This window comes from Ruegeria sp. BC6 (genome assembly GCF_056539185.1).
In genome coordinates this window covers 269,269-289,314 of sequence record NZ_JBQFUM010000004.1, presented here as the reverse complement: position 1 = coordinate 289,314, position 20,046 = coordinate 269,269, and the positions used below count along the sequence as shown (strand labels likewise).

The following is a 20,046-nucleotide window of genomic DNA, read 5'->3' as shown; positions in this document are numbered from 1 at the left end:
GCGCGTCAGCGCAGAGTTTGCAAGCTGCCATAGTTACGCGCTTCAATACCGCACCGCAAAGTGTAGCCGGCAGAAGTTAAGGTCGCTTCAGCCGGATTCCCAGAGGCAGCCCAAGAAACAAGAGCGCAGCACCAATGGTTTGGTTCGTCGTCGTGCAGGTCAAATCCAGCCCGCGGAATTGGTCAATCCCATGCGACATCCCCCAAAAAGATATACCCTGCGCCGTATATCGTCTTGATCAGGCGCGGGTTTTTCGGGTCTTCACCAAGTTTCGTGCGCAGGCGGGAAATACGCACGTCCATCGCCCTGTCAAAGCTTTCACCGGCTGCGCCACCCAGTGTTTCCTGCATCTGCGCGCGGCTGATCAGGCGTTTGGGACTTTCCAGAAACAACCGCAACACTTCGCCTTCGGCATGGCTGAACGGCGTTTCAGCGCCGGTATCGGACTCCAACACATAGCGATCGAAATAGGCGGTCCAGCCGTTGAACCGGGCCACATCCGAATGGTGTTGCTGTGCCTTGGGCGCACGCAGACGGGCGCGGATGCGGGCCACCACCTCGGCCGGGTCGAAGGGTTTGGTGATGTAGTCATCGGCCCCCAACTCCAGCCCCGTCACCCGGTCCTGCACCTGTGCCCGCCCCGAGATGATGATGACCGCCGCCCCCTGTTCCAGCGCCAGCCGGTGCACCAGTGCCAACCCGTCTGTATCCGGCAGCGACAGGTCCACCAGGCAGACATCGGGCGTGACCCGCTTCAGAGACGCTTCGAATTCGCGGGCGCGGGCAAAGCTCTGCGTTCTAAACCCGGCATCCTCAAGCGCCTCAGTCAGAATCCGGCGGATTTCGGGTTCGTCGTCCAGAATGGTCACCAGGGGTTGGGTCATCAGGCGGCCTCGGTTCGGATCAGCGCGGACAATTGCGCGCGGGTGAAGGGTTTGCGCAGCACCGGTGCCTTGGCAAGAGCCTGACGGTGCAGCGGATCATCATAGGGCAACGAGGTCATCAGGATCACGGGAATTGGCAGAGCAAGCCGTTCGACCAGATCAATGCCGGTGGCAGCGCCCTCCAGCCGGATGTCCGACAGGATCAGCGAGATGCCGTCCAGGCTGGTGGCCAGGACCAGCGCCTCATCCGCCGAGGTCGCCTCGATCACCGACAGACCCAGATCAACCAGCATGTCGCGGAACTGATGGCGCAGGTCGTCGCTGTCTTCGACCAGCAGCGCCAGGCCGGACTGAACGGGCGGCGCGGGCCGGTAGGGCAGTCGCAACATCACGGATGCGCCCGAGGGCGTGTTGCGCAGTTGCAGGTCTCCGCCTGCCAGCTTCACCGTATCATAGACCATCGGCAGGCCCAGCCCCGACCCCTTGCTGCCCTTGGTGGTGAAAAACGGGTTCAACGCCTTGTCCAGCGCATCCGGCGAAAACCCAGGACCGGTATCGGATACGGTGATTTCCACCCAGATCCGGCCGATCGCATGAGCACTGATGGTGATCTGACCGCTGCTGCCACAGGCGTCGCGGGCGTTCAGCACGAGGTTCAACAACGCGTCCTGAACCATGCCCGGGTCCAGCATCAGCGCCTCGTCCGGCAGGGTGTTGACCACCGACAGCCCCACCCCACGCGGGAGCGAAGGCGAGGCCAGCACCCGCAGATCCTCGAGCAGACCGCGCATGTCGGTGGCCTGTGGTTGCGGGGTGCGGTTGCCGGTCATGTCGGCGATGCGATTCAGAAGTTGCCCGCCGCGCCGCGCGGTCTGCTGGGTTGCTGCGACAAGCCCGGCGGCGTCTTCGGGTAGGTCCATCTTTTCCAGCTTGGCCTGCATCCCCAGGATGATGGTCAGCAGGTTCGAGAAATCATGCGCCAGTCCACTGGTCATCTGCGCCGCCATCGCCCGGCGTCGGGTCTGCTGCAGGGCCACGCGGGCCTGCGTTTCCTCGGTGATGTCCACCGACATGATATAGACGCCGCCCGTGCCATCGGGCGTGAACGAGACACGGATGCGGCGCGAATCCTGATCCTCGGTGAATTCGAACACCGAGGCCTGACCGTCATAGGCCTGTTGCAGATGCGGCCGGACCCGCTCGTAGGCATGCGCGCCGAGCGCCTGCGAGATGTGCAGCCCGAGGATGTCCGACGGCCGCCCCGGCAGGACCGAACTGAGCCGCCGGTTGGAATAGTCGTACCGCCCCTCGGCATCCAGATGCGCAATATGGGCCGGCATCATCTCGGTGGTCATGCGTGTGCGCGCTTCGATCTCGGTCAGCTGGCGCTTGGCCTCTTCCAGCGCGCTGATCGTGGCCGCCAGTTGCCGGTTGGTCGCCGAAAGCTCTTCGGCATGGCTCAGCAACTGGTCCGACAGCTCCTCAGACCGGCTGCGCAGCAGCTCTTCGACCCGCTTGGTGCTGGTGATGTCGGTATAGACGGCAACCCAGCCACCGGTGGGCAGCGGCGCGCCCTCAATCGAGATCACCTGTCCGTTGGGGCGCACGCGCTCCATGTAGTGCGGCTCGAACGCCAAGGCCTGTTCGACCCGGACGCTGACCAGATCCTCGACCGATTGATCGTGGCCATATTCGCCCCGGCTGGCCAGAAAATGGATCGTGTCGCTGAACAGCGCACCGGGCTGCACCAGGGCTTCGGGCAGGTCGAACATTTCCTGAAAGCGCTTGTTGCTGACCACAAGGCGCAGCTTGTCGTCATAGATCGACAAGGCCTGACCGATCAGGTTCAGCCCTGCGGTGGTCATCTCTTTGATGCGCTGTTCGGAAATGTCCAAGCCGATCCTCCCCTGGGCACAGGCCTATCACCAGATTTCGGGCAGGTGTAGGGGGCCCAGCTGCGACCGGTTGGCCCCTAGCCGGGTTTGCGGGCGATGATCCAGACGGGGTGATAGGTCAGGCGCACGCCTTCGGGGCCGGAAAACGCGGCGCGATAGCGCGCGCTGAAATCGGTCAGGTCGGCGCGGGTCCAGACCTGCGCCGCGCGGCCGTTCACCCCGGTCTCACGCAGGTGGCGCAGCACGTCCAACGGCGTGTCGAACCACAGCGGTTGCCGATCCTGCCACAGGTCGAGGATTTCAACCTCGGGGCCGATCCCCGCGGCCAGATCATTAGGGGCGCGCAAGCCGGGCGCGCGGGCGGCCGACCCCAGCGCGGACAGCTCGGCGTACTGGTCGGGGCCAAATCCCGAAATGGCCACCCACCCGCCGGGCGCGACCTGATGCAGGGCGCGGCGGACCACGGCCGCCGGATCGTCCAGCCATTGGACCGTTGAGGCCGAGGCGATCAGGTCGGGCCGCGCGGGCCATGTCACATCGCGGATATCGCCGGGCAGGAAACCCGCGCCCCATCGCCGCGCAGTCTCCTGGGCCTCGGCCATCAGGTCGTTGAGCGTGGACCGGGTGAACGAAAACTGCTGGTGCAGCGCCTCGGTCAGATGGCCGGTGCCGCAGCCGATTTCGAACAGGGTGCCAAATTGCAGGGACGCCCCGAGATCGACCAACCGCTGCGCCAACGCGCGGGCGATCCGGGCCTGCGGGCCAGCGGCGCAGTGATAGCTGCCGAAGCTGCGGCTGAAACTGCGCCGGATGCGGTCCGTCGGCATGGCGTTCATGCGAACCACTCCGCCCAGGTCTGCCCCGCCGCGAAAGGTTGGTGCGGGCCGGGGATGCCGCGCACGGTGTCCGATTGGCCCCAGGCCATTTCCTGCGCAGCCGTCGGCACGATGCGGTCCGAGGCGGAAATCCAGACCCGGTCGAACCCGGGATCGGGCGCAGGTCCGCGCGCTACGATGGCTCGCAGTTCCTCGGCCGCGGCGGCAACATCGATCCCGGGCGCGGGGCCATCCAGCCCGGCCCGGCGGCAGAACCGGGCAAAACTGGCAGCGCTCAGGCCATCGGCCGTGGCCGCCACCGTCTCGGGCGCGATGCCCCGGTCCGCATCCGCCGGAAACAGCGTGCCGTTGACCGCAACCTTGCGGATGCACATCAGCCCGTGGCCCGCCAGCCAATGCGCAGCCGACGCGACGCCGAAGGAATAGGCCAGCAGCCGGACCGTGTCATAATCGCCGGTTTCGGGCAGCGGGTCGTCGAGGCTGCGATAGTCGTCAACCACAAGAACGTCCGCCGCCCCGGTCAGGCGCGCAAACGGCGCAGGCCCCAGCGCCCACCCGCCGAACACCAGCGTCAACTGCGCTCCACCGTCACGGGTTAACCAGTGCCGCCTCATGCGTCGCCCCGCGCCAGTTCGATCATTGCCGCCGTCACCCGGCTCAGCTCGTCGCCCGAGATCACATAGGGCGGCATACAGTAGATGTTGCGCGCGAAGGGACGCAGCCAGACACCGGTTTCCGGCGCCCGCCGATGCGCGACACGCGGATCGACGGTGTCCTCCATCTCGATCACGCCGATGGCGCCCAGCACCCGCACATCGGCGACGCCGGGCAGGCCGCGCGCCGGTTCCAGTTCGGTCTTCATCTGCGTCTCGATAGCCCGCACGCGATCCTGCCAGCCGCCGTCCTCAAGCAGCCCCAGGCTGGCGATGCCGGCAGCGCAGGCCAGCGGATTGGCCATGTAGGTGGGGCCGTGCATGAACACGCCAGCCTCGCTGTTGCCGATGCCATAAGCCACCTGTTCGGTGGTCACTGTCGCGGCGAACGAGATATGCCCCCCCGTCAGCGCCTTGCCCAGGCAGATGATGTCCGGCGTCACGCCCGCATGGGTGGTGGCAAACAGCTCTCCGGTGCGGCCGAATCCGGTGGCGATTTCATCGAAGATCACCAGAACGTCATGGGCCTGACACAGAGCTTTGGCCCGGCGCAGCCACTCGGGGTGATAGAAATACATGCCGCCCGCGCCCTGCACGACCGGTTCAAGCACCAGCGCAGCCAGCCGGTGCGCCTTGTCCCGCAGCAATTGTTCTAGGGCGTCGAGCCCGTTCTGCGCCGGGTCCTCTGGCCAGTCATCGCCCAGGCGGACGGACGGGCGCGGCAGAAAGTGCTGGATCGACAGCGCGCCGCGGAACAGCCCGTGCATGCCGTTGACGGGGTCGCAGACGCTCATCGCCTTCCAGGTGTCGCCGTGATAGCCGCCGCGGATCGTGGCAAATTCGACCTTGTCGGTGCGGCCATGGGCCATCTGGAACTGCACCGCCATCTTCATCGCCACCTCGATCGAGACCGAGCCGCTGTCGCAATAGAAGATCCGATCCAGCCCCTCGGGCAGCAGGGCCACCATCTTGCGGCCAAGATCAATGGCGGGCCGGTGGGTGAGGCCTCCGAACATGACATGGGGCATCCGGTCCAGCTGTTGCTGCATGGCGGCGGTGATCGCCGGGTGGCGGTGGCCATGGATGGCGCACCACCACGAGGACATGGCGTCGATCATCTTCACCCCATCCTCGCGGTACAGATACACGCCCTCGGCCCGGTCGATCAGATGCATCGGGCCCGGGTCGGCCACGTTCGTATAGGGGTGCCACAGGTGGCGGGCGTCAAATTCCAGAGGGGTCACAGGGCACCTCGGATCGTGTCCATGTCGATCGCCTCGAAGGCGTGGCGCAGGGTGTCGGGCGTCAGAGTCTCGATCCGGCCGAGGCGTCCCAGGTGGGGCACCTGCGACATCTGGATGATGGTCTGTTCGACCTCGGGCTCTGGGTCCCCGATGAAGGCAACGCCAACCACCGGGCAACCGGCGTCACGCAGCGCCATCAGAGACAGGGTTGTGTGGTTGATCGTGCCCAGGGCCGTCCGGGCCACCAGGATCACCGGCGCCTGCCAGCGGACGAACAGGTCAAGATAATAGGCCTGCCGGGTCAGAGGCACCATGACGCCCCCTGCCCCTTCGACCACCAGCGGGCCATCGGTCTGCGGCAGGGTCAGCCGATCGAGGTCGATCTCGACCCCCTCGGCCTCGGCCGACAGGTGCGGCGAGGCGGGCAGGTTCAGCAGATAGGCCTCGGGCAGGATCGATTGGCCGGACAGGCGCGCCACGATTTGGCTGTCGGTTTCGTCCTCAAGCCCCGATTGCACGGGCTTCCAGTACTGCGCGCCGAGGGCCGCGGTCAGCCCGGCGGAAAACACGGTTTTGCCGACGCCGGTGTCGGTGCCGGTCACGATCACTGTGGTCATGCGGGTCCTGCCTGTTGTTCGGCGATGGCCTGAAACACCGCCGTGATGTCCTGTGCGCCGACGTTGCCGGTGATCGAAACCCGCAACCGCGAGCTGCCGCGCGGCACGGTGGGCGGGCGAATGCCGCGCACGTCAAAGCCCATCTGCTGGAGTTTTGCCGCGCGATCCATCGTGGCCGCGTCCTCGCCCACGATGACGGGCATGATCTGGCTGTGAAATCCGGTCAACGCGCACAGGCGCGCGGCCTCGGCATGGGCATAGGCCATCCGGTCGCGCGCGGCCAATGTCAGGCCCGGGTCCTGCCCCACGGCCCGCAACGCGCCCCGCACGATGGCGGCGTCCAACGGCGACGGGGCCGTCGCAAAGATGAACGGCCGTGCCCGGTTGATCAGGGTGTCGATCATTTCACGCGGTCCGCAGATCAGCCCGCCGCTGGCGCCCAGCCCCTTGCCGCAGGTGTGCAGGGTCAGCACCTCGGCGTCCAACCCATGCGCCAGCCCCTGCCCGTTCGGACCGAAGACGCCCGTGGCGTGGGCCTCGTCCACCACCAGCACCGCCTGCTCGGTTCGGGCCAGTTCGGCCAGGGCGGTCAACGGGGCCAGATCGCCCTCCATCGAATAGACGCTTTCGACCGCGATCCAGACCTGGCCCGTGCCGCCTTGCGCACGCCAGTCGGCCAGCACCGCGCGTGCCGCCGAAATGTCGTTATGCGCAAAACCACGGGCCTCGGCCCTGCCCAGGCGCATCCCCTCATGCGCGCTGGCATGGACCAACGCGTCATGCAGGATCAGATCCCCGGCGGCGGGCAGGGTCGAGAAAATGGCTTGATTGGCCTGAAACCCGCCGCCCATGTACAGCGCCGCCTCGGCGCCGAAAAAGGCGGCGGCCTCGGCTTCCAGCGCCTCGTGCTCGGGATGGTTGCCGCGCAGCAGGCGCGACCCGCCCGAGCCCAGCGGAACGCCCCGGTCCAGCGCGTCCTGCGCCGCGCGTTTCAGAACGTCGGACCCGGCCAGACCCAGATAGTCGTTGGATGCGAAATCCAGCCCCGTGCGGGGCGCAAGCCTGCGCAGCCGATGGCGCGTTTCCAGCACCTTCAGCGCATCGCCCAGCCTTGCGGTCGCTGTCATTCGGCCGCGTCCACGCGGGCCTCGGACTCCGCCTCCATCGGCTGGATGCCCAGCTTGGCGAAGAGGATCGCGTCCTTGCTTTCTTGGGGGTTCTCGGCGGTCAGCAGCGTGTCGCCGGCAAAGATCGAGTTGGCACCGGCAAAGAAGCACATGGCCTGCATCTCGTCGCTCATGTCGCTGCGGCCAGCGGACAGGCGGACATGGGATTTCGGCATCATGATCCGCGCCAGCGCGATGATGCGCACGAAATCGATCGGGTCGATCGGCTTGGCGTCAGCCAACGGGGTGTCGGCCTGCGGCATCAGCATGTTGATCGGAACCGAGTCCGGCGCCTCGGGCAGGTTAGCCAGCGTCACCAGCATGTCGATCCGGTCCTCGCCATTTTCGCCCATGCCCAGAATCCCGCCCGAGCAGACCTTCATCCCCGCCTCGCGCACGCGGTTCAGCGTGTCGATCCGGTCGGCGAAGGTGCGGGTGGTGATCACCTCGGGGTAGTAGCGCTCAGACGTATCGATGTTGTGGTTGTAATAATCCAGCCCGGCATCGCGCAACTGCACCACCTGGGTGTCGTCCAGCATGCCCAGCGTCATACAGGTTTCCATGCCCATCGCCTTGACGCCCTGAATCATAGCCACCAGCGCATCCATGTCACGCGCCTTCGGCTCACGCCAGGCGGCGCCCATGCAGAACCGGGTCGAGCCGGACTCGCGCGCCTTGCGCGCCTCGGCCAAAACGCGCTCGACCTCAATCAGTTTCGAGGCGCTCAGCTTGGAGCCGTTGCGCGCGGATTGCGAGCAATAGGCGCAATCCTCGGCGCAGCCGCCGGTCTTGATCGACAGAAGCCGCGACATCTGCACCTTGTTGGGGTCAAAATTCTCGCGATGTACGGTCTGCGCCCGATACAGAAGATCCATCAGCGGCAGGTCATAGATGGCCTGAGCGGTTTCGCGGGTCCAGGTGTTCGATGTAGCCGACATTTTATAGATAATTTTTCCCGATGATTCAGATTTACCCGGGTTTATCAATAAAGCCGAAAAACGCAACATCTGCGATGTCACAGGCGCAGAAAATGACCGTGACCGCTAACGGCGATTCAACCGTGAAGTGGCTTGTTGTTCGCCGCCCGATAGGCCTGCACATAACCGCGCGCGACCGAACGGACGGCGCGGCCGATCTGGGTGTACGCCTCGTCCGGCAAATTGGCGAACGATACCCGCGCGGACCAGTTCGGCGCATCGAAACCGCTGCCGTTCAGCAGCACGATCCCGTAGTCCTCGGCCAGTTTGAACGCGATGTCCAACGGGTGGACGTTCTTCTTGATCCAGTCCACGACCTCTTCGCCGACGTATTTGCGCAGCCAGAATTCGAAGTCGATGATGCCGTAGTAGGCATCGTAGTGATCGCCCGGCTGGACCTCGATCCCCAAGGCTTCGGTCAGCAGGTGGAACCGTCGATGCACCAGTTCGATACAGGCGGTCTGATAGGCTTTCTTTGTGTCGGCCAGCTCGCAGAGCGAGAACAACGTCATCATGACCTGCTGCGGCAGGGACAATCCGGCGGTGTGGTTCAGGGCCACATCCCGGCTGTCGGCCACGAGCCTGTCGACGAATTTGATCTCGCTGGGGTGCAGGCTGAGCGTGCCGTAACGCTTGTCGAGCTTCTGCTTGATCTCGGCCGGGTGCGCGGCGAGCTTTTCGTCAAAGATATTATCCTGCGCGACGGCGATCACGCCGAGCCGCCAACCGGTGCAGCCGAAATACTTCGAATAGGAATAAACACCAATCGTGTTGCGGGGCATGAAGCCCATGACCGAGGTGAAATCATGCACGAAAGTGCCGTACACATCATCGGTCAGGATAATCAGGTCCGGCCGGTGGTTCTCGACCAAATCCGCGAGTTTGCGCAGAGAAGCATCGCTAAGGGCCACCGACGACGGGTTGCCCGGATTAACCAGAAAGAAGGCCTTGACCTTGGGGTCCTTCAGCTTTTCGACTGCAGCATCGGTCAGTTGGAACCCATCTTCCTCGTCCGTTTCTACGTGAACCGACTCGAGGCTGTAATCCTCAAGTTCGGGCATTTCGAGATAGGGCGTGAAGATCGGCGTGCACAGGGCGATCGTGTCGCCCGGGTTCAGCAGCCGGTTGGCCTTGAGCGATTTGAAGATATAGCACATGGCCGCCGTACCGCCTTCCACCGCAAACAGGTCGAACTGCGCATCGGGACGGTGCCCGGCACACATGGCCCACATCAGGTATTCATGGGCGATGGCGGCGTTGTGCTTCAGAATTCGGTCGGGAACAGGGTAGTTGTCGCCGATGATCGAATCCGTCAGTTCGTGCACGAATTCGTCAGCGTCGAAACCAAAGGCCCGGATGGCGTGGTCGACCACATCCAAAAGCGTGTCGGCGCCCGGCATCTCGGAATTGGCCCTGCCCCACTCCAACAGACGGTCATGGCAACCTGCCATTGCCGGCATCCCCCCCAGACCCGCCGGATGATTCATGACGCGGCGCGACTCGGTCACCGCAAACTGGCCAAGCGCAAAGAACGCTTCGCGCGGGCGGGTGGCGACCCAATTGGGATTGCCCCGGCCTGCATTCAAAAAGGCGCTGTTGGATTTACGCGCCTCGACCGAGGCCAGCTTGATCAACTCGTCCTTGATCTGAAAGGGGCTGAGGACTTCGTAATCGTGCAGCTTCAATCTGTCCATGACTCAAGACCTTTCCAAATCAACTGAGGATCAAAACGACGACCATCCCGAATATCGTCAGCAGGGTGTTTCCGATCGCGTAGGGCATGCCGTAGCCCAGGGCTGGAATTCTGCTTTGCGCGGCCTCCTGGATCATGCCGAGCGCAGCCGTCGTAGTGCGGGCGCCCGCGCAGGCGCCAAACAGGATGGCAGGGTGGAATTTGAATACGTAATGCCCGACATAAACCGAGAAAATCATCGGCAAAGACGTGGCCACAATACCCCATAACAACAGCGCTATACCCGCCTGCTGCAAACCGGCCACGAAACCGGGCCCGGCCGATATCCCGATCACCGCGATGAAGACATTCAGGCCCAGTGTATTCATCAACCACAGCGACGGTGCGGGAATACGACCGAAGGTCGGGTGAACGGTGCGCAGCCACCCCAGCAGCAGCCCGGCCAGCAAGGCGCCACCGGTGGTCGACAGACTGATCGGAAAACCGCCCATTGTAATTGCAAGCGTGCCGATGACACCCCCGATGAAAATGCCCCAGCCCACAAAGGCCAGATCGGTCGTGTCAACGGGCCGGTCGGCGTACCCGATTTCGGCGATGGCCGCCTCGACATGGCGCTTGCTGCCCAAAATGGTCAGAATGTCACCGCGGTGCAGAACCGTGCCCGGCAGCAGCGGCAGATCAATCATGTTCCGCGTCAGCTTGGAAACATACACGCCACGGGCCTGAGGCATCCTGCTGAGCTCATCCAATGTCTTGCCGTGCACGTCCTTGCTTGTGATCAAAACGTCCAGTTTTTCCGATGGGATACTCAGCAGCTCGGGCGCATCCGCTTCCTTGAGGCTGGGCTCGAGCGCTCCGACAAGATCACCGCGCCGGCCTGAGAACATCACGACATCACCCGCTTGCAGCACCGTGTCCGCGTCGACCTCAACGATCTTGCCACCTCGGCTGAGGCGTTCGGCATAGACGCGGACACCGGGCAACAGGTCCTTGACCGGCTGGCCGAGCAACTCGCTACCTTCGGGAATCTCAAAGGCGCGCGCCTCGATCGCGCGATAGGCCGAAACGATGCCACCACCGGTCTCGACATCCTCGCCGCCACTCAGCTTGGCCTCGTATTCCTTGCAGGCTGCCACCAGATCGACACCGATCAGACGCGGGCCGATCTTGGCCAGAATGATCGCCGATCCGATCGTGCCGTAGATATACGTCACCGCATAGGCGACTGGGATCTGGTTGGAATAGGTTTTGGCCTGCTCAGCCGACAAACCCAACTGGTTGATCTGGTCGGTCGCCACTCCGATCGCCGCCGAAATCGTTTGCGAGCCGGCATACAGGCCCGCGGCGTAGCCAAGCTCGAGCCCGGCGATCTTGGCCGACACGACCGGAACGATCAGACACAGGGCGAGAACGCTCAGCGCAAAAAGCACCTCGCGCGCGCCGTCAACCTTGAGGCCGCGAATGAACTGTGGCCCAACGCCGTAACCAACTGCGAAGATGAACAGGATGAAGAAGGTGGACTTCACAGCTGAATCGATACTGATCTGTGCCTGCCCGATCACGACGGCCGCCAACAGGGTGCCCGTGACCGAACCCAGACTGAACCCCATGACCTTGATTGGTCCGACCAAAAACCCGATGCCGATGGCGAGGAAGACAGCCAGTTCCGGATAGGTTTGCAGGATATTCACCAGCCAATCGACCATACTGCGCCTTTCGGGTTTGTTGCGTCGCTCAGTCCACCCTGAACGTCAACTGTCCGGAGGCCCGGACGATTGCAATCAGCGCAGGAATTTCCAAGGTCACGATACCCCACGGGGACCGTTTGTCCATTGAATTATCTGAATTTGTTTGGCACCGGGGCCGCGTGGAACTGTGTCCGCCAGCGGCGGCACAGATTTTGAAAATCGTCGGCAACCGAATGGATCAATCGAACCTGCGCACTGATTTCGGCCCCTGCGATGTCACGGAATGCAGGGACAGGAAATGATCCATGTTCCGCATACGGTGGCGCAGCATTTCACGTCCAAGCCGCGCCAAATCAGCTGCGTAGTCAGGGTTTGCGGCGACATTCTCGGCCTCGCCCCGACCGTGGTGGTCGAACAACAACGGCGGCAGGTCGGCTGCAAACTCGACCAGGGTAAAGCGCTCGTCACGCAGGATGCCCAGACACGAGTCGCTGTGACCCGTCCCAAGATCACCCTGAAACTGAGTGGGCGTCAGCGGATCGGCAAAGTCCAGCTCACTAAAGGAATACCGGCGCCAGTCCTGAGGCACGGCACCACGCAGCAGCGGCAACAAGGATCGACCATCCATCGAGTTCGGGATCTCTTGCCCAACCCAGTCCAGGATCGTGGGCGCGACATCAATTGACTCGGTCGGCACCTCGACACGCTGGCCGGCCATCTGAGCGTTGCCAGGCATGCGAATGATCAGCGGCGTGTGGTAAGCCGCATCATACACCGACATTTTGCCCCAGGAATAATGATCGCCCAACATCTCGCCATGATCCGCGGTGATCACCACCAGCGTGTCATCGTACTGGCCGCTGTCCTTGAGAAAGCGGATGACCCGGCCGATATGATGGTCGACCTCGGTTGCCAATCCAAGATAGACGGCCCGCAGGGTCTGAGTGTTCTCATCCGTCGGCTCCACCTCGGCAAAACCTTGCACGCAGTCTTTTGGTGTATTCGAGTCCAGAGCGGGTCCAAAGAACGGGTGCACGGCCTTTTCGTCCTCGGGGCCGGGCAGACGGCTTGGCAAAGGCAACGCGTCGGGATCGTACATCCGGTTGTAGGGCGCGGGGGCCACCAGTGGCGGATGCGGACGGATATACGTCAAATGCGCGAACCATCCCGAGCTCCGATAGGCGGTAATTCCGTCCAGAAAACTGTTGGTCAGAAATGCGGTGTCGCTGTCCTCGGCCTTGTAGAGGGCCGGGTCGTTCAATTTTGGGGCCGACCCATCCGGCGAAACCGGCTTGTAGAGATCCCAGTAGTCTTCGAACTCGTATCCCCGGCGCATCAAGTAGGAACGCCAAGGATAGGACTCCTCAAGGCGCATTTCGAGTACTTCGTGAAACCCGTGCATCGGATTTTCGTAGGTCTTCACCGACGGATCATTCGGATGATGAACCCGTGGATCGGCCGAGGTGTCCGTATAGCCGAACAGCATCGGCAGATAGCCGGCTTTTCGCATCTCGGTCGCGATGTTCGGCGTGTCATGGCGCAGCGGCGTGCCATTGCGGACCGAACGATGGTTCATCGCATATTGCCCGGTCAGGATCGAGGCGCGGGACGGTCCGCAGGGATTGGTTACGGAAAAATGCCGGTCGAACGAAACGGCCTCGTCCATGAAGGCGCGCAGATTGGGCAGGTTGACATGATCAGCCAGAGCACCGCGCAGACAATCGGCCCGCAATTGGTCGATGATGATGAAAAGAACGTTTCCTGCTTGGCTCATGCCGTGATTCCCATTGGAAAACTGGTGTTCGACGGTGCGGACTGTGTCGGGGTTCCCTCGGGCAGGCAACCGGTTTTGCGCCAATTCTCGCCCCTTGGGCGACCCGGGCCGTGCAAACCGGTAACCCCCGCACCCAAATCGCCGCCCGGTTGAACAAAGCCATTGCGGCCCGGAACAGTTTCCCGTCTGATACCGGCATGACGAAACCCTCGATCGCAGTCGAACAGGAAGGCGGTAAAGCGCGCGTGATTGTGTCTGGCGAAATGCTGACACAGTCGTTGAGCGCCGTCGAAGACGCCTTTCGCGCCACCCGCCCGGATGCGGCGCATGTGACGGTCGATATGTCCGAAATCGATGCGCTGGACACCGGCGGCGCGTGGCTGATCGCGGACCTGAAAAACCGCTGCGCAGCCATGGGGGCGACCGTGGCTTTCGACGGGTTGAAACCGGCACATTCCGCGCTGTTGGAAACCGTCTCGGAGAACATTCCCAAGGACATTCCCGCCGAAGCCCCGCCACAAGGCTTCATGCCTTGGCTTGAGAGCCTGGGCCAATCAACGGTGGGCGCCGGGCGCGACACCATGTCGATCCTCGGCTTTCTGGGCCTGACCCTGCACCGGCTGGGCCGCACGATGATCATGCCGTGGCGCCTGCGCCGCGCCGCGGTCGTGTCACAGATGGAGGAAACCGGGTTCAAGGCCCTGCCCATCGTGGCGCTGATGGGGTTTCTGATCGGCGTGGTGCTGGCTTTTCAGGGGGCCACCCAGTTGAAACAGTTCGGCGCGGAAATTTTCGTGGTCGAGCTGATCTCGATCTCGGTACTGCGCGAGCTGGGTATTCTGCTGACCGCCATCATCGTGGCTGGTCGATCCGGCTCGGCCTTCACGGCCTCGATCGGCTCGATGAAAGTGCAGGAAGAAATCGACGCCATGCGCACATTGGGTCTGGACCCGATCGAGGTGCTCGTCATTCCACGGGTTCTTGCACTGCTTATCATGCTGCCGATCCTGGGCTTCGTGGCCGACATCGCAGGCCTTTTTGGCGGCGCCCTGATGAGCTGGATCGATCTGGGCGTCAGCCCCGGAATGTTCATTACGCGCCTGAAGGAAAACACCAGCGTCTGGCATCTGGCGGTTGGGCTGATCAAGGCGCCTTTCTTTGCCATGGTCATCGGGGTGATCGCCTGTTGGCAGGCAATGCAGGTCAAGGGTTCCGCCCAAAGCGTCGGCCAACGCACCACCGCGTCGGTTGTTCAGTCGATTTTCATGGTTATTGCCATCGACGCGCTGTTTTCCATTTTCTTCTCCGAGATCGGTGTCTGACATGGATGGATCCGCTCAGACATCGACCGCCAAGCTGGACGCGCAACGCGAAGCGGTGATCCGTGTGCGCAATCTGCGCAACCAGTTCGGACCACAGGTGGTGCATGACGACCTGAACCTGGACGTCTGGCGTGGCGAAGTGCTGGGCATTGTCGGGGGGTCCGGGACAGGCAAGTCCGTCCTTCTGCGCACCATCGTCGGGCTGAACAAACCGGCGGCAGGCAGTATCGAAGTATTGGGTGTCGACGTGCTGAACGGCCCCGAGGCCGACCGCCGCCGCATCGAGAAACGCTGGGGCGTCGCCTTTCAGGACGGGGCACTGTTTTCCTCGCTGACCGTGCTTCAGAACGTCATGGCTCCGTTGCGCGAACACACCGGCCTGAGCGAGAGCTTGATGCGGGCGCTCGGCAGCCTCAAAATCAGCCTTGTGGGGCTGCCACAGCTGAGTTGCGGCAAGTTCCCGTCAGAGCTGTCAGGCGGGATGCGCAAGCGGGCCGCGCTGGCCCGAGCATTGGCATTGGACCCCGAGATCGTGTTTCTGGACGAGCCCACCGCCGGACTGGATCCCATCGGCGCCGCGGCCTACGACGAATTGATCGGAGAATTGCAACAGGCCTTGGGATTGACCGTTTTCATGGTAACACATGACCTGGACAGCCTGTACGCGATCTGCGACCGCGTTGCGGTTCTTGCAGAAAAGCGTGTGCTGGTGGAAGGTCCGATTGAAGACATGACCAAGGTCGACCACCCTTGGGTGCAGGAGTACTTCACAGGCCCCCGGGCCCGCGCGGCGCAACAGAAGGGGCAGGACAGGTAGAGGCGATGGAAACCCGGGCGAACTATATCCTGATCGGCGCATTTACACTTGCGGGCATCCTCAGCGCGTTCGGCTTCTTCCTGTGGCTGGCCAAGTTCGAAGTCACGCGCCAATACGCGTATTATGACGTGCTGTTCGACAACGTATCGGGCCTGTCAGCCGCCGGTGGCGTCAGCTATAACGGTCTGCCCGTGGGACAGGTCATTTCGCTGGACCTGGATGACGATGATCCGTCCAAAGTAAGGGTCCGGCTTGAGGTTGATGCTGACATTCCGGTGACCACGGACACGATCGCGCAGTTGCAGTCGCTGGGGGTGACCGGCGTCAGCTATGTCGAGTTGTCGGGCGGGTCGCCCGATGCCGAACGGCTGCCGCAGAACAGCGTCATCAAAAGCAAGCGCAGCGCCATCCAATCCCTGTTCGAAGGCGCACCCAAGGTCCTGGACGAGGCGGTGACCTTGCTGGAGAACCTGAACGCAGTGGTGGATGACAACAATCGCAAGGCCGTGTCGGATATTCTCGACAACCTAGCTTCGGCCTCGGGCCGCTTGGACAAGACTCTGAACGATTTTGAATCCCTGTCCAGCGATCTGGGCGGCGCGGCAAAAGACATCGGGGCCTTCACCAAACGCCTGGATCAGTTGGCCGATACTGCAGAAACCACGCTGACCACCGGAACCGATACGCTGAACAGCATCAAAACGGCCTCGGAATCGGCAAAAACCGCACTGGACAGCGCGAACGAGACGCTGGCCACGGCAAACAAGGTCATCGAAGACGACGTCCGCCCCTTCATCGAGCGCGGGTCGCAACTCGCGGACCGCCTGATCGGGTTGTCGGACGAAGCCGCGGTCACCATGGCAACTGTCAACAACACGTTCGCAAACGCCAACCAAACGCTCGACTCGGTGACCTCGGCCATGGATACGGCGAAAGGAACTCTGGCATCCGCAGAACGCGCGTTCGACTCGGCCAATCGCGTGATGGACGAAGATGTCGCACAGGTTGTTGACGACATCCGAAACGCCGCCACCAAAGTGGCCGAAACGGTAACGAACGTGACCGACAAGATCGACCAGATTTCAGCGGACGTTCTGAGCGCGTCGCAATCGGCATCGGACCTGTTGGGAACGATCGACGGCATCGTTCAACAAAACCGCCGGCAGGTTTCAGACTTCCTGCGGGTCGGACTGCCACAGTTCGTTCGTTTCGTGGAAGAATCCCAACGCCTTGTCATCAGTCTGGACCGCCTTGTCGACAAGGTCGAGCGCGACCCCGCGCGTTTCCTTCTGGGCACTCAAGCATCGGAGTTCCGTCAATGATCAGGCCCCTTCTTCTGACCCTTGCAATCACGACGCTGGGCGGATGTGCCGGTCTGGGCACGTTGAAACAGGCCTCGAAACCGAACGACCTGTATCTGCTGACCCCCAAGAGCACGTTCTCGCAGTCTTTGCCCCGGGTGCAGAAACAGATCGTCATCCAGGAACCCACTGCGACCGCTGCGGTGAACACCGACCAGATTGCCGTGCAGCCGACGCCCCTGCAGGTTCAGTATCTGCCGCGTGCCCGGTGGGTGGACCGAGCACCTTTGATCGTTCAGGCGTTGATGGTCGAAAGCTTTGAAAACAGCGGTCGCGTCGCCGCCGTGGGCCGTTCGACGGTCGGCCTGCGCGCCGACTATGTCATCGTCCCGGACCTGCGCGAGTTCCAGGGGATTGTCGTCGGAGAAACCGAAAACTCGAAAACCGTAAAGATCGAAGTGCGAATGAACATCAAGATCATCGACGAATTCGAAGACAAGATCATCGCTTCAAGCTCGTTCCAGGAAGCCGTTGTCTCGACCAGCGACGAAACGCCGGATCTGGTTGCCGCGTTCGACACCGCCTTGGGCAAAACCATGCGCGACGCAGTTGAGTGGAGCGTGCGGAAGATTCATTCGCACGCTGCCAACAATCCGCGCCCGTCGTTGAACTGACGCGGATTGCCCACCCTTTATTTTGACAGGGATTGCGCCAGACGCATCAGGGTCACGGCTTCGGTCCGGTACCCGAAAGGATCGGCCCCACGGGCCGTGTTGCCCATCGCAATTGCATCATCATAGCTCCAGTCGGACAGGTAAGTGCCGCCGCGCAACAGCTGGCCGAAACCTGCAATCGCGACGGAAAACCTCACGTCATCCGTCTGGCGGCCCTGCCCGTCCAAGATCGGTTGCTCGATCAACTGGCTGCGCGTGTCGCCAGGTGTTTTGTACCGCAGCTTGAAATAGCCGATTTCATCACTGTCCGAAGCGGGGGCGGTGTTTCCATACCGTAGCGGTGCATTGCGAATTGCGTTGGAGCCGACCGGCGTGACTTCGTAGATCGCGGTCACGCTGTGGCCTGCGCCTATGTCGCCCGCATCAACAGTGTCATTCGAAAAGTCCTCGCGCCGCAAAGCGCGGGTTTCGTATCCGATCAGGCGGTATTCGGCGATTTGGGCAGGGTTGAATTCGACCTGAATCTTGACGTCGTTGGCAATCGGAAACAGCGCACCGGTCAGTTGGTCAACCAGCACTTTGCGGGCCTCACCCAGCGTGTCGATGTAAGCCGCCTGTCCGTTTCCGTTCTGGGCCAGGGCCTGCATCGTCGCGTCATCAAGGTTACCGCGCCCGAAACCCAGAACGCTCAGATATGTTCCGCTGTCGCGCTTGTCAGAGATAAACTCCTTGAGAGCTTCGGGATCGGACAGGCCAACGTTGAAATCCCCGTCCGTGGCCAGAATGACTCGCGTCACCTCGCCCTCGGCGGCCATGTCTGCAGCAACCTGATAGGCTTGCTGAAGCCCGGCTTGTCCCGCTGTGGATCCGCCCGCGTCCAATTGTTCGAGCGCCCGCAGGATCTTGGCCTGATCGGCCGCGGATGTCGGCTCCAGAACCTGGCCCGCACTGCCGGCATAGGTCACGATCGACACCTGATCCTCGGGTCGCAACTCGGGCAACATCAAGCGCAGGGACTGTTTCAACAAGGGCAACTTGTTGGCGTCCTGCATCGAGCCCGAGGTGTCGATGAGAAAGACAAGATTGAGCGCCGGACGCTCCTCGATCACCGGAAGCATTCCCTGAATGCCGATATGGACCAGTCGAGTACCGGTATTCCACGGGCTGTGCATGACCGTGATGTTTGGCTGAAACGGCACCGCGCCGTCCGGCGCCGGGTAGGAATAGGGAAAATAGTTTACCATTTCTTCAATCCGCACCGCGTCACGCGGGGGCAAGTGACCAGCCAGAAGCGAGGACCTGACGATGGCGTAAGATGCGGTGTCGACATCAATCGAAAACGTCGAAACCGGTTCTTCCGCGGTGACCTTGAGTGAGTTGGTTTCGGCGTTTGCAAATTCTTCGGACGACTGCTCGGGTCGCACTGGCGGGTGAAAAGCGTCGCTCGAGACCGAAGGGGCCACTGTGCTGTCTACGAGGCTTCCTTGCGAGAGAAGGCTGCGTTTTGCCAGAGGTTCCAGCGCTTCTTCCACAACCATCGGCGCTTCGACAACGGGTTCCTCAAGAACCATCTCGACCGTTTCAGCGTCTGATTGTCCGGTTGGCCGAACCGCCTGCGGCTGGCCGATCACCCGGGTCTCGGTACCGAACCTGGGGGACAGCACACCGTCCCGTGTCTGCGGCACGATCATGATCAGTGCCACGGCAGCGATGGCCGTTGTAGCGGCCAGCGCGCCGCGGGTCGAAATTGCATTCAACATGGCTTTGGTTCCTTCTGTCACGCGGGCCAACAGGCCTCGCTTGACATTGGGACGCGTACCGGGTCGGGATCCTTGGAGATCAGCAAAGTTTTTTCTAGCCAGCTCCAGATTGACGGCCCGCCGCTTTTCATCCGGTGCAGGCGTTGCGGCATCCATCAGTGTTTTCAGATCATCGAGCTCATCACTCATTGGGCAAGCTCCTCTTGTTTGATCGCGCGCAGGCGCTTTCGGGCTTCGGACAGGCGCCATGAGACCGTGCCCTCGGACACGCCCAGCACGTCGGCGGCCTGCGCATGGGTCATTTCATCATCCAGCGTCAGCGCCAGTGTCTGGCGCAGATCTTCGGGCAAGCTCTGCATGGCCCGTTGCAGCCATGACAGGGCCTCGGCCGTCTCGACGGCTTCGGCGCGCCGCATCTTTTCCACATCGCCCCAGCCGATAGCTGCCCGGTTTCGGCTGGCGGTTCGACGCCGCGCATCGTGTGCCGCGTTGCATACGACCCGATACAGCCAGGTCGTGAACTTTGAACTCGCTCGAAAGCCGACAATTTTTGCGGGCAAGGCTGCACATATGTCCTGCGTCAGATCTTCGGCGACCTCGGCGCTGCCGGTCAGCCGAAAGGCCAGCCGGAACACGCGGTCATAGTGCCGCCCAAGCAGCGTCGCGAACGCTTCCGCGTTCCCGTTGGTGGCCGCATGGGCCAATTCTTCATCCGAGGTCAGTTTGCTCATTCTGACTATTCAGA

At 62.5% G+C, this 20,046-nt stretch carries 17 protein-coding genes; 4 read left to right on the top strand and 13 right to left on the bottom strand.

The window, feature by feature from the left end; genetic code table 11:
- Positions 1–182: 182 nt before the first annotated feature.
- The 11 genes from ACR0MM_RS13970 to ACR0MM_RS13920 form a co-directional block, all read right to left on the bottom strand.
- Complete coding sequence (locus ACR0MM_RS13970; protein WP_170341365.1) at positions 183–884, bottom strand: response regulator transcription factor; 702 nt, start codon at positions 882–884, stop codon at positions 183–185.
- Entirely contained in the window at positions 884–2,749 is a 1,866-nt protein-coding gene (locus ACR0MM_RS13965) for a PAS-domain containing protein (RefSeq protein ID WP_480696940.1), read from the bottom strand. The genes ACR0MM_RS13970 and ACR0MM_RS13965 overlap by 1 nt, the downstream gene beginning before the upstream one ends.
- Positions 2,750–2,856: 107 nt before the next feature.
- Positions 2,857–3,615 (bottom strand): methyltransferase domain-containing protein, encoded by a 759-nt coding sequence (locus ACR0MM_RS13960; protein ID WP_480696813.1) that lies wholly within the window; start codon positions 3,613–3,615, stop codon positions 2,857–2,859.
- Entirely contained in the window at positions 3,612–4,229 is a 618-nt protein-coding gene (locus ACR0MM_RS13955) for a pimeloyl-ACP methyl esterase BioG family protein (protein WP_480696811.1), read from the bottom strand. Before ACR0MM_RS13955 ends, ACR0MM_RS13960 begins: the two co-directional genes overlap by 4 nt.
- Positions 4,226–5,512: an adenosylmethionine--8-amino-7-oxononanoate transaminase gene (bioA, locus tag ACR0MM_RS13950; RefSeq protein ID WP_480696809.1), complete on the bottom strand. Its 1,287-nt coding sequence runs from the start codon at positions 5,510–5,512 to the stop codon at positions 4,226–4,228. The genes ACR0MM_RS13955 and bioA overlap by 4 nt, the downstream gene beginning before the upstream one ends.
- On the bottom strand, positions 5,509–6,129 hold the full coding sequence (bioD, locus tag ACR0MM_RS13945; RefSeq protein WP_480696807.1) for a dethiobiotin synthase: 621 nt from the start codon (positions 6,127–6,129) through the stop codon (positions 5,509–5,511). Before bioD ends, bioA begins: the two co-directional genes overlap by 4 nt.
- Positions 6,126–7,256 carry an 8-amino-7-oxononanoate synthase gene (locus ACR0MM_RS13940; RefSeq protein ID WP_480696805.1) on the bottom strand — a complete coding sequence of 377 codons (1,131 nt, stop codon included), beginning with the start codon at positions 7,254–7,256 and terminating at the stop codon, positions 6,126–6,128. Before ACR0MM_RS13940 ends, bioD begins: the two co-directional genes overlap by 4 nt.
- Positions 7,253–8,233, bottom strand: coding sequence for a biotin synthase BioB (gene bioB, locus ACR0MM_RS13935; RefSeq protein WP_480696803.1), 981 nt, complete (start codon positions 8,231–8,233; stop codon positions 7,253–7,255). Before bioB ends, ACR0MM_RS13940 begins: the two co-directional genes overlap by 4 nt.
- Positions 8,234–8,349: 116 nt before the next feature.
- Positions 8,350–9,966 carry a bifunctional aspartate transaminase/aspartate 4-decarboxylase gene (locus ACR0MM_RS13930; RefSeq protein WP_480696801.1) on the bottom strand — a complete coding sequence of 539 codons (1,617 nt, stop codon included), beginning with the start codon at positions 9,964–9,966 and terminating at the stop codon, positions 8,350–8,352.
- A gap of 19 nt (positions 9,967–9,985) precedes the next feature.
- On the bottom strand, positions 9,986–11,671 hold the full coding sequence (gene aspT / locus ACR0MM_RS13925) for an aspartate-alanine antiporter (protein ID WP_480696799.1): 1,686 nt from the start codon (positions 11,669–11,671) through the stop codon (positions 9,986–9,988).
- 220 nt (positions 11,672–11,891) lie between these two features.
- Entirely contained in the window at positions 11,892–13,427 is a 1,536-nt protein-coding gene (locus ACR0MM_RS13920) for a sulfatase-like hydrolase/transferase (RefSeq protein ID WP_480696797.1), read from the bottom strand.
- A gap of 197 nt (positions 13,428–13,624) precedes the next feature.
- Here ACR0MM_RS13920 and ACR0MM_RS13915 point away from each other — a divergent pair, with 197 nt between their 5' ends.
- From ACR0MM_RS13915 to ACR0MM_RS13900, 4 genes are read left to right on the top strand one after another with little or no spacing between them, the layout of a single operon-like run.
- Positions 13,625–14,749, top strand: coding sequence for an MlaE family lipid ABC transporter permease subunit (locus ACR0MM_RS13915; RefSeq protein WP_480696795.1), 1,125 nt, complete (start codon positions 13,625–13,627; stop codon positions 14,747–14,749).
- Between the two features lies 1 nt (position 14,750).
- Positions 14,751–15,566, top strand: a complete 816-nt coding sequence (locus ACR0MM_RS13910; RefSeq protein ID WP_170341340.1) for an ABC transporter ATP-binding protein — start codon at positions 14,751–14,753, stop codon at positions 15,564–15,566.
- A 5-nt stretch (positions 15,567–15,571) separates the two neighbouring features.
- Complete coding sequence (locus ACR0MM_RS13905; RefSeq protein ID WP_480696793.1) at positions 15,572–16,888, top strand: MlaD family protein; 1,317 nt, start codon at positions 15,572–15,574, stop codon at positions 16,886–16,888.
- On the top strand, positions 16,885–17,541 hold the full coding sequence (locus tag ACR0MM_RS13900) for an ABC-type transport auxiliary lipoprotein family protein (RefSeq protein WP_170341335.1): 657 nt from the start codon (positions 16,885–16,887) through the stop codon (positions 17,539–17,541). The genes ACR0MM_RS13905 and ACR0MM_RS13900 overlap by 4 nt, the downstream gene beginning before the upstream one ends.
- 17 nt (positions 17,542–17,558) lie before the next feature.
- Here the strand turns inward: ACR0MM_RS13900 and ACR0MM_RS13895 are convergent, their stop codons facing one another.
- Together ACR0MM_RS13895 and ACR0MM_RS13890 are read right to left on the bottom strand one after the other, a co-directional pair.
- Positions 17,559–19,490 carry a vWA domain-containing protein gene (locus ACR0MM_RS13895; protein ID WP_480696791.1) on the bottom strand — a complete coding sequence of 644 codons (1,932 nt, stop codon included), beginning with the start codon at positions 19,488–19,490 and terminating at the stop codon, positions 17,559–17,561.
- The gene (locus tag ACR0MM_RS13890; RefSeq protein WP_480696789.1) at positions 19,487–20,032 is read right to left on the bottom strand and encodes an RNA polymerase sigma factor; all 546 of its coding nucleotides are present in this window, start codon (positions 20,030–20,032) and stop codon (positions 19,487–19,489) included. Before ACR0MM_RS13890 ends, ACR0MM_RS13895 begins: the two co-directional genes overlap by 4 nt.
- Between the last annotated feature and the right edge of the window lie 14 nt (positions 20,033–20,046).

What these genes read in the sequence shown, in the direction of transcription:
- ACR0MM_RS13970 (WP_170341365.1), bottom strand. Translation starts at nt 884, where the DNA reads ATGACCCAACCCCTGGTGACCATTCTGGACGACGAACCCGAAATCCGC.
- ACR0MM_RS13965 (WP_480696940.1), bottom strand. Translation starts at nt 2,749, where the DNA reads ATGACCACCGCAGGGCTGAACCTGATCGGTCAGGCCTTGTCGATCTAT.
- ACR0MM_RS13960 (WP_480696813.1), bottom strand. Translation starts at nt 3,615, where the DNA reads ATGAACGCCATGCCGACGGACCGCATCCGGCGCAGTTTCAGCCGCAGC.
- ACR0MM_RS13955 (WP_480696811.1), bottom strand. Translation starts at nt 4,229, where the DNA reads ATGAGGCGGCACTGGTTAACCCGTGACGGTGGAGCGCAGTTGACGCTG.
- bioD (WP_480696807.1), bottom strand. Translation starts at nt 6,129, where the DNA reads ATGACCACAGTGATCGTGACCGGCACCGACACCGGCGTCGGCAAAACC.
- ACR0MM_RS13940 (WP_480696805.1), bottom strand. Translation starts at nt 7,256, where the DNA reads ATGACAGCGACCGCAAGGCTGGGCGATGCGCTGAAGGTGCTGGAAACG.
- bioB (WP_480696803.1), bottom strand. Translation starts at nt 8,233, where the DNA reads ATGTCGGCTACATCGAACACCTGGACCCGCGAAACCGCTCAGGCCATC.
- ACR0MM_RS13930 (WP_480696801.1), bottom strand. Translation starts at nt 9,966, where the DNA reads ATGGACAGATTGAAGCTGCACGATTACGAAGTCCTCAGCCCCTTTCAG.
- aspT (WP_480696799.1), bottom strand. Translation starts at nt 11,671, where the DNA reads ATGGTCGATTGGCTGGTGAATATCCTGCAAACCTATCCGGAACTGGCT.
- ACR0MM_RS13920 (WP_480696797.1), bottom strand. Translation starts at nt 13,427, where the DNA reads ATGAGCCAAGCAGGAAACGTTCTTTTCATCATCATCGACCAATTGCGG.
- ACR0MM_RS13915 (WP_480696795.1), top strand. Translation starts at nt 13,625, where the DNA reads ATGACGAAACCCTCGATCGCAGTCGAACAGGAAGGCGGTAAAGCGCGC.
- ACR0MM_RS13910 (WP_170341340.1), top strand. Translation starts at nt 14,751, where the DNA reads ATGGATGGATCCGCTCAGACATCGACCGCCAAGCTGGACGCGCAACGC.
- ACR0MM_RS13905 (WP_480696793.1), top strand. Translation starts at nt 15,572, where the DNA reads ATGGAAACCCGGGCGAACTATATCCTGATCGGCGCATTTACACTTGCG.
- ACR0MM_RS13900 (WP_170341335.1), top strand. Translation starts at nt 16,885, where the DNA reads ATGATCAGGCCCCTTCTTCTGACCCTTGCAATCACGACGCTGGGCGGA.
- ACR0MM_RS13895 (WP_480696791.1), bottom strand. Translation starts at nt 19,490, where the DNA reads ATGAGTGATGAGCTCGATGATCTGAAAACACTGATGGATGCCGCAACG.
- ACR0MM_RS13890 (WP_480696789.1), bottom strand. Translation starts at nt 20,032, where the DNA reads ATGAGCAAACTGACCTCGGATGAAGAATTGGCCCATGCGGCCACCAAC.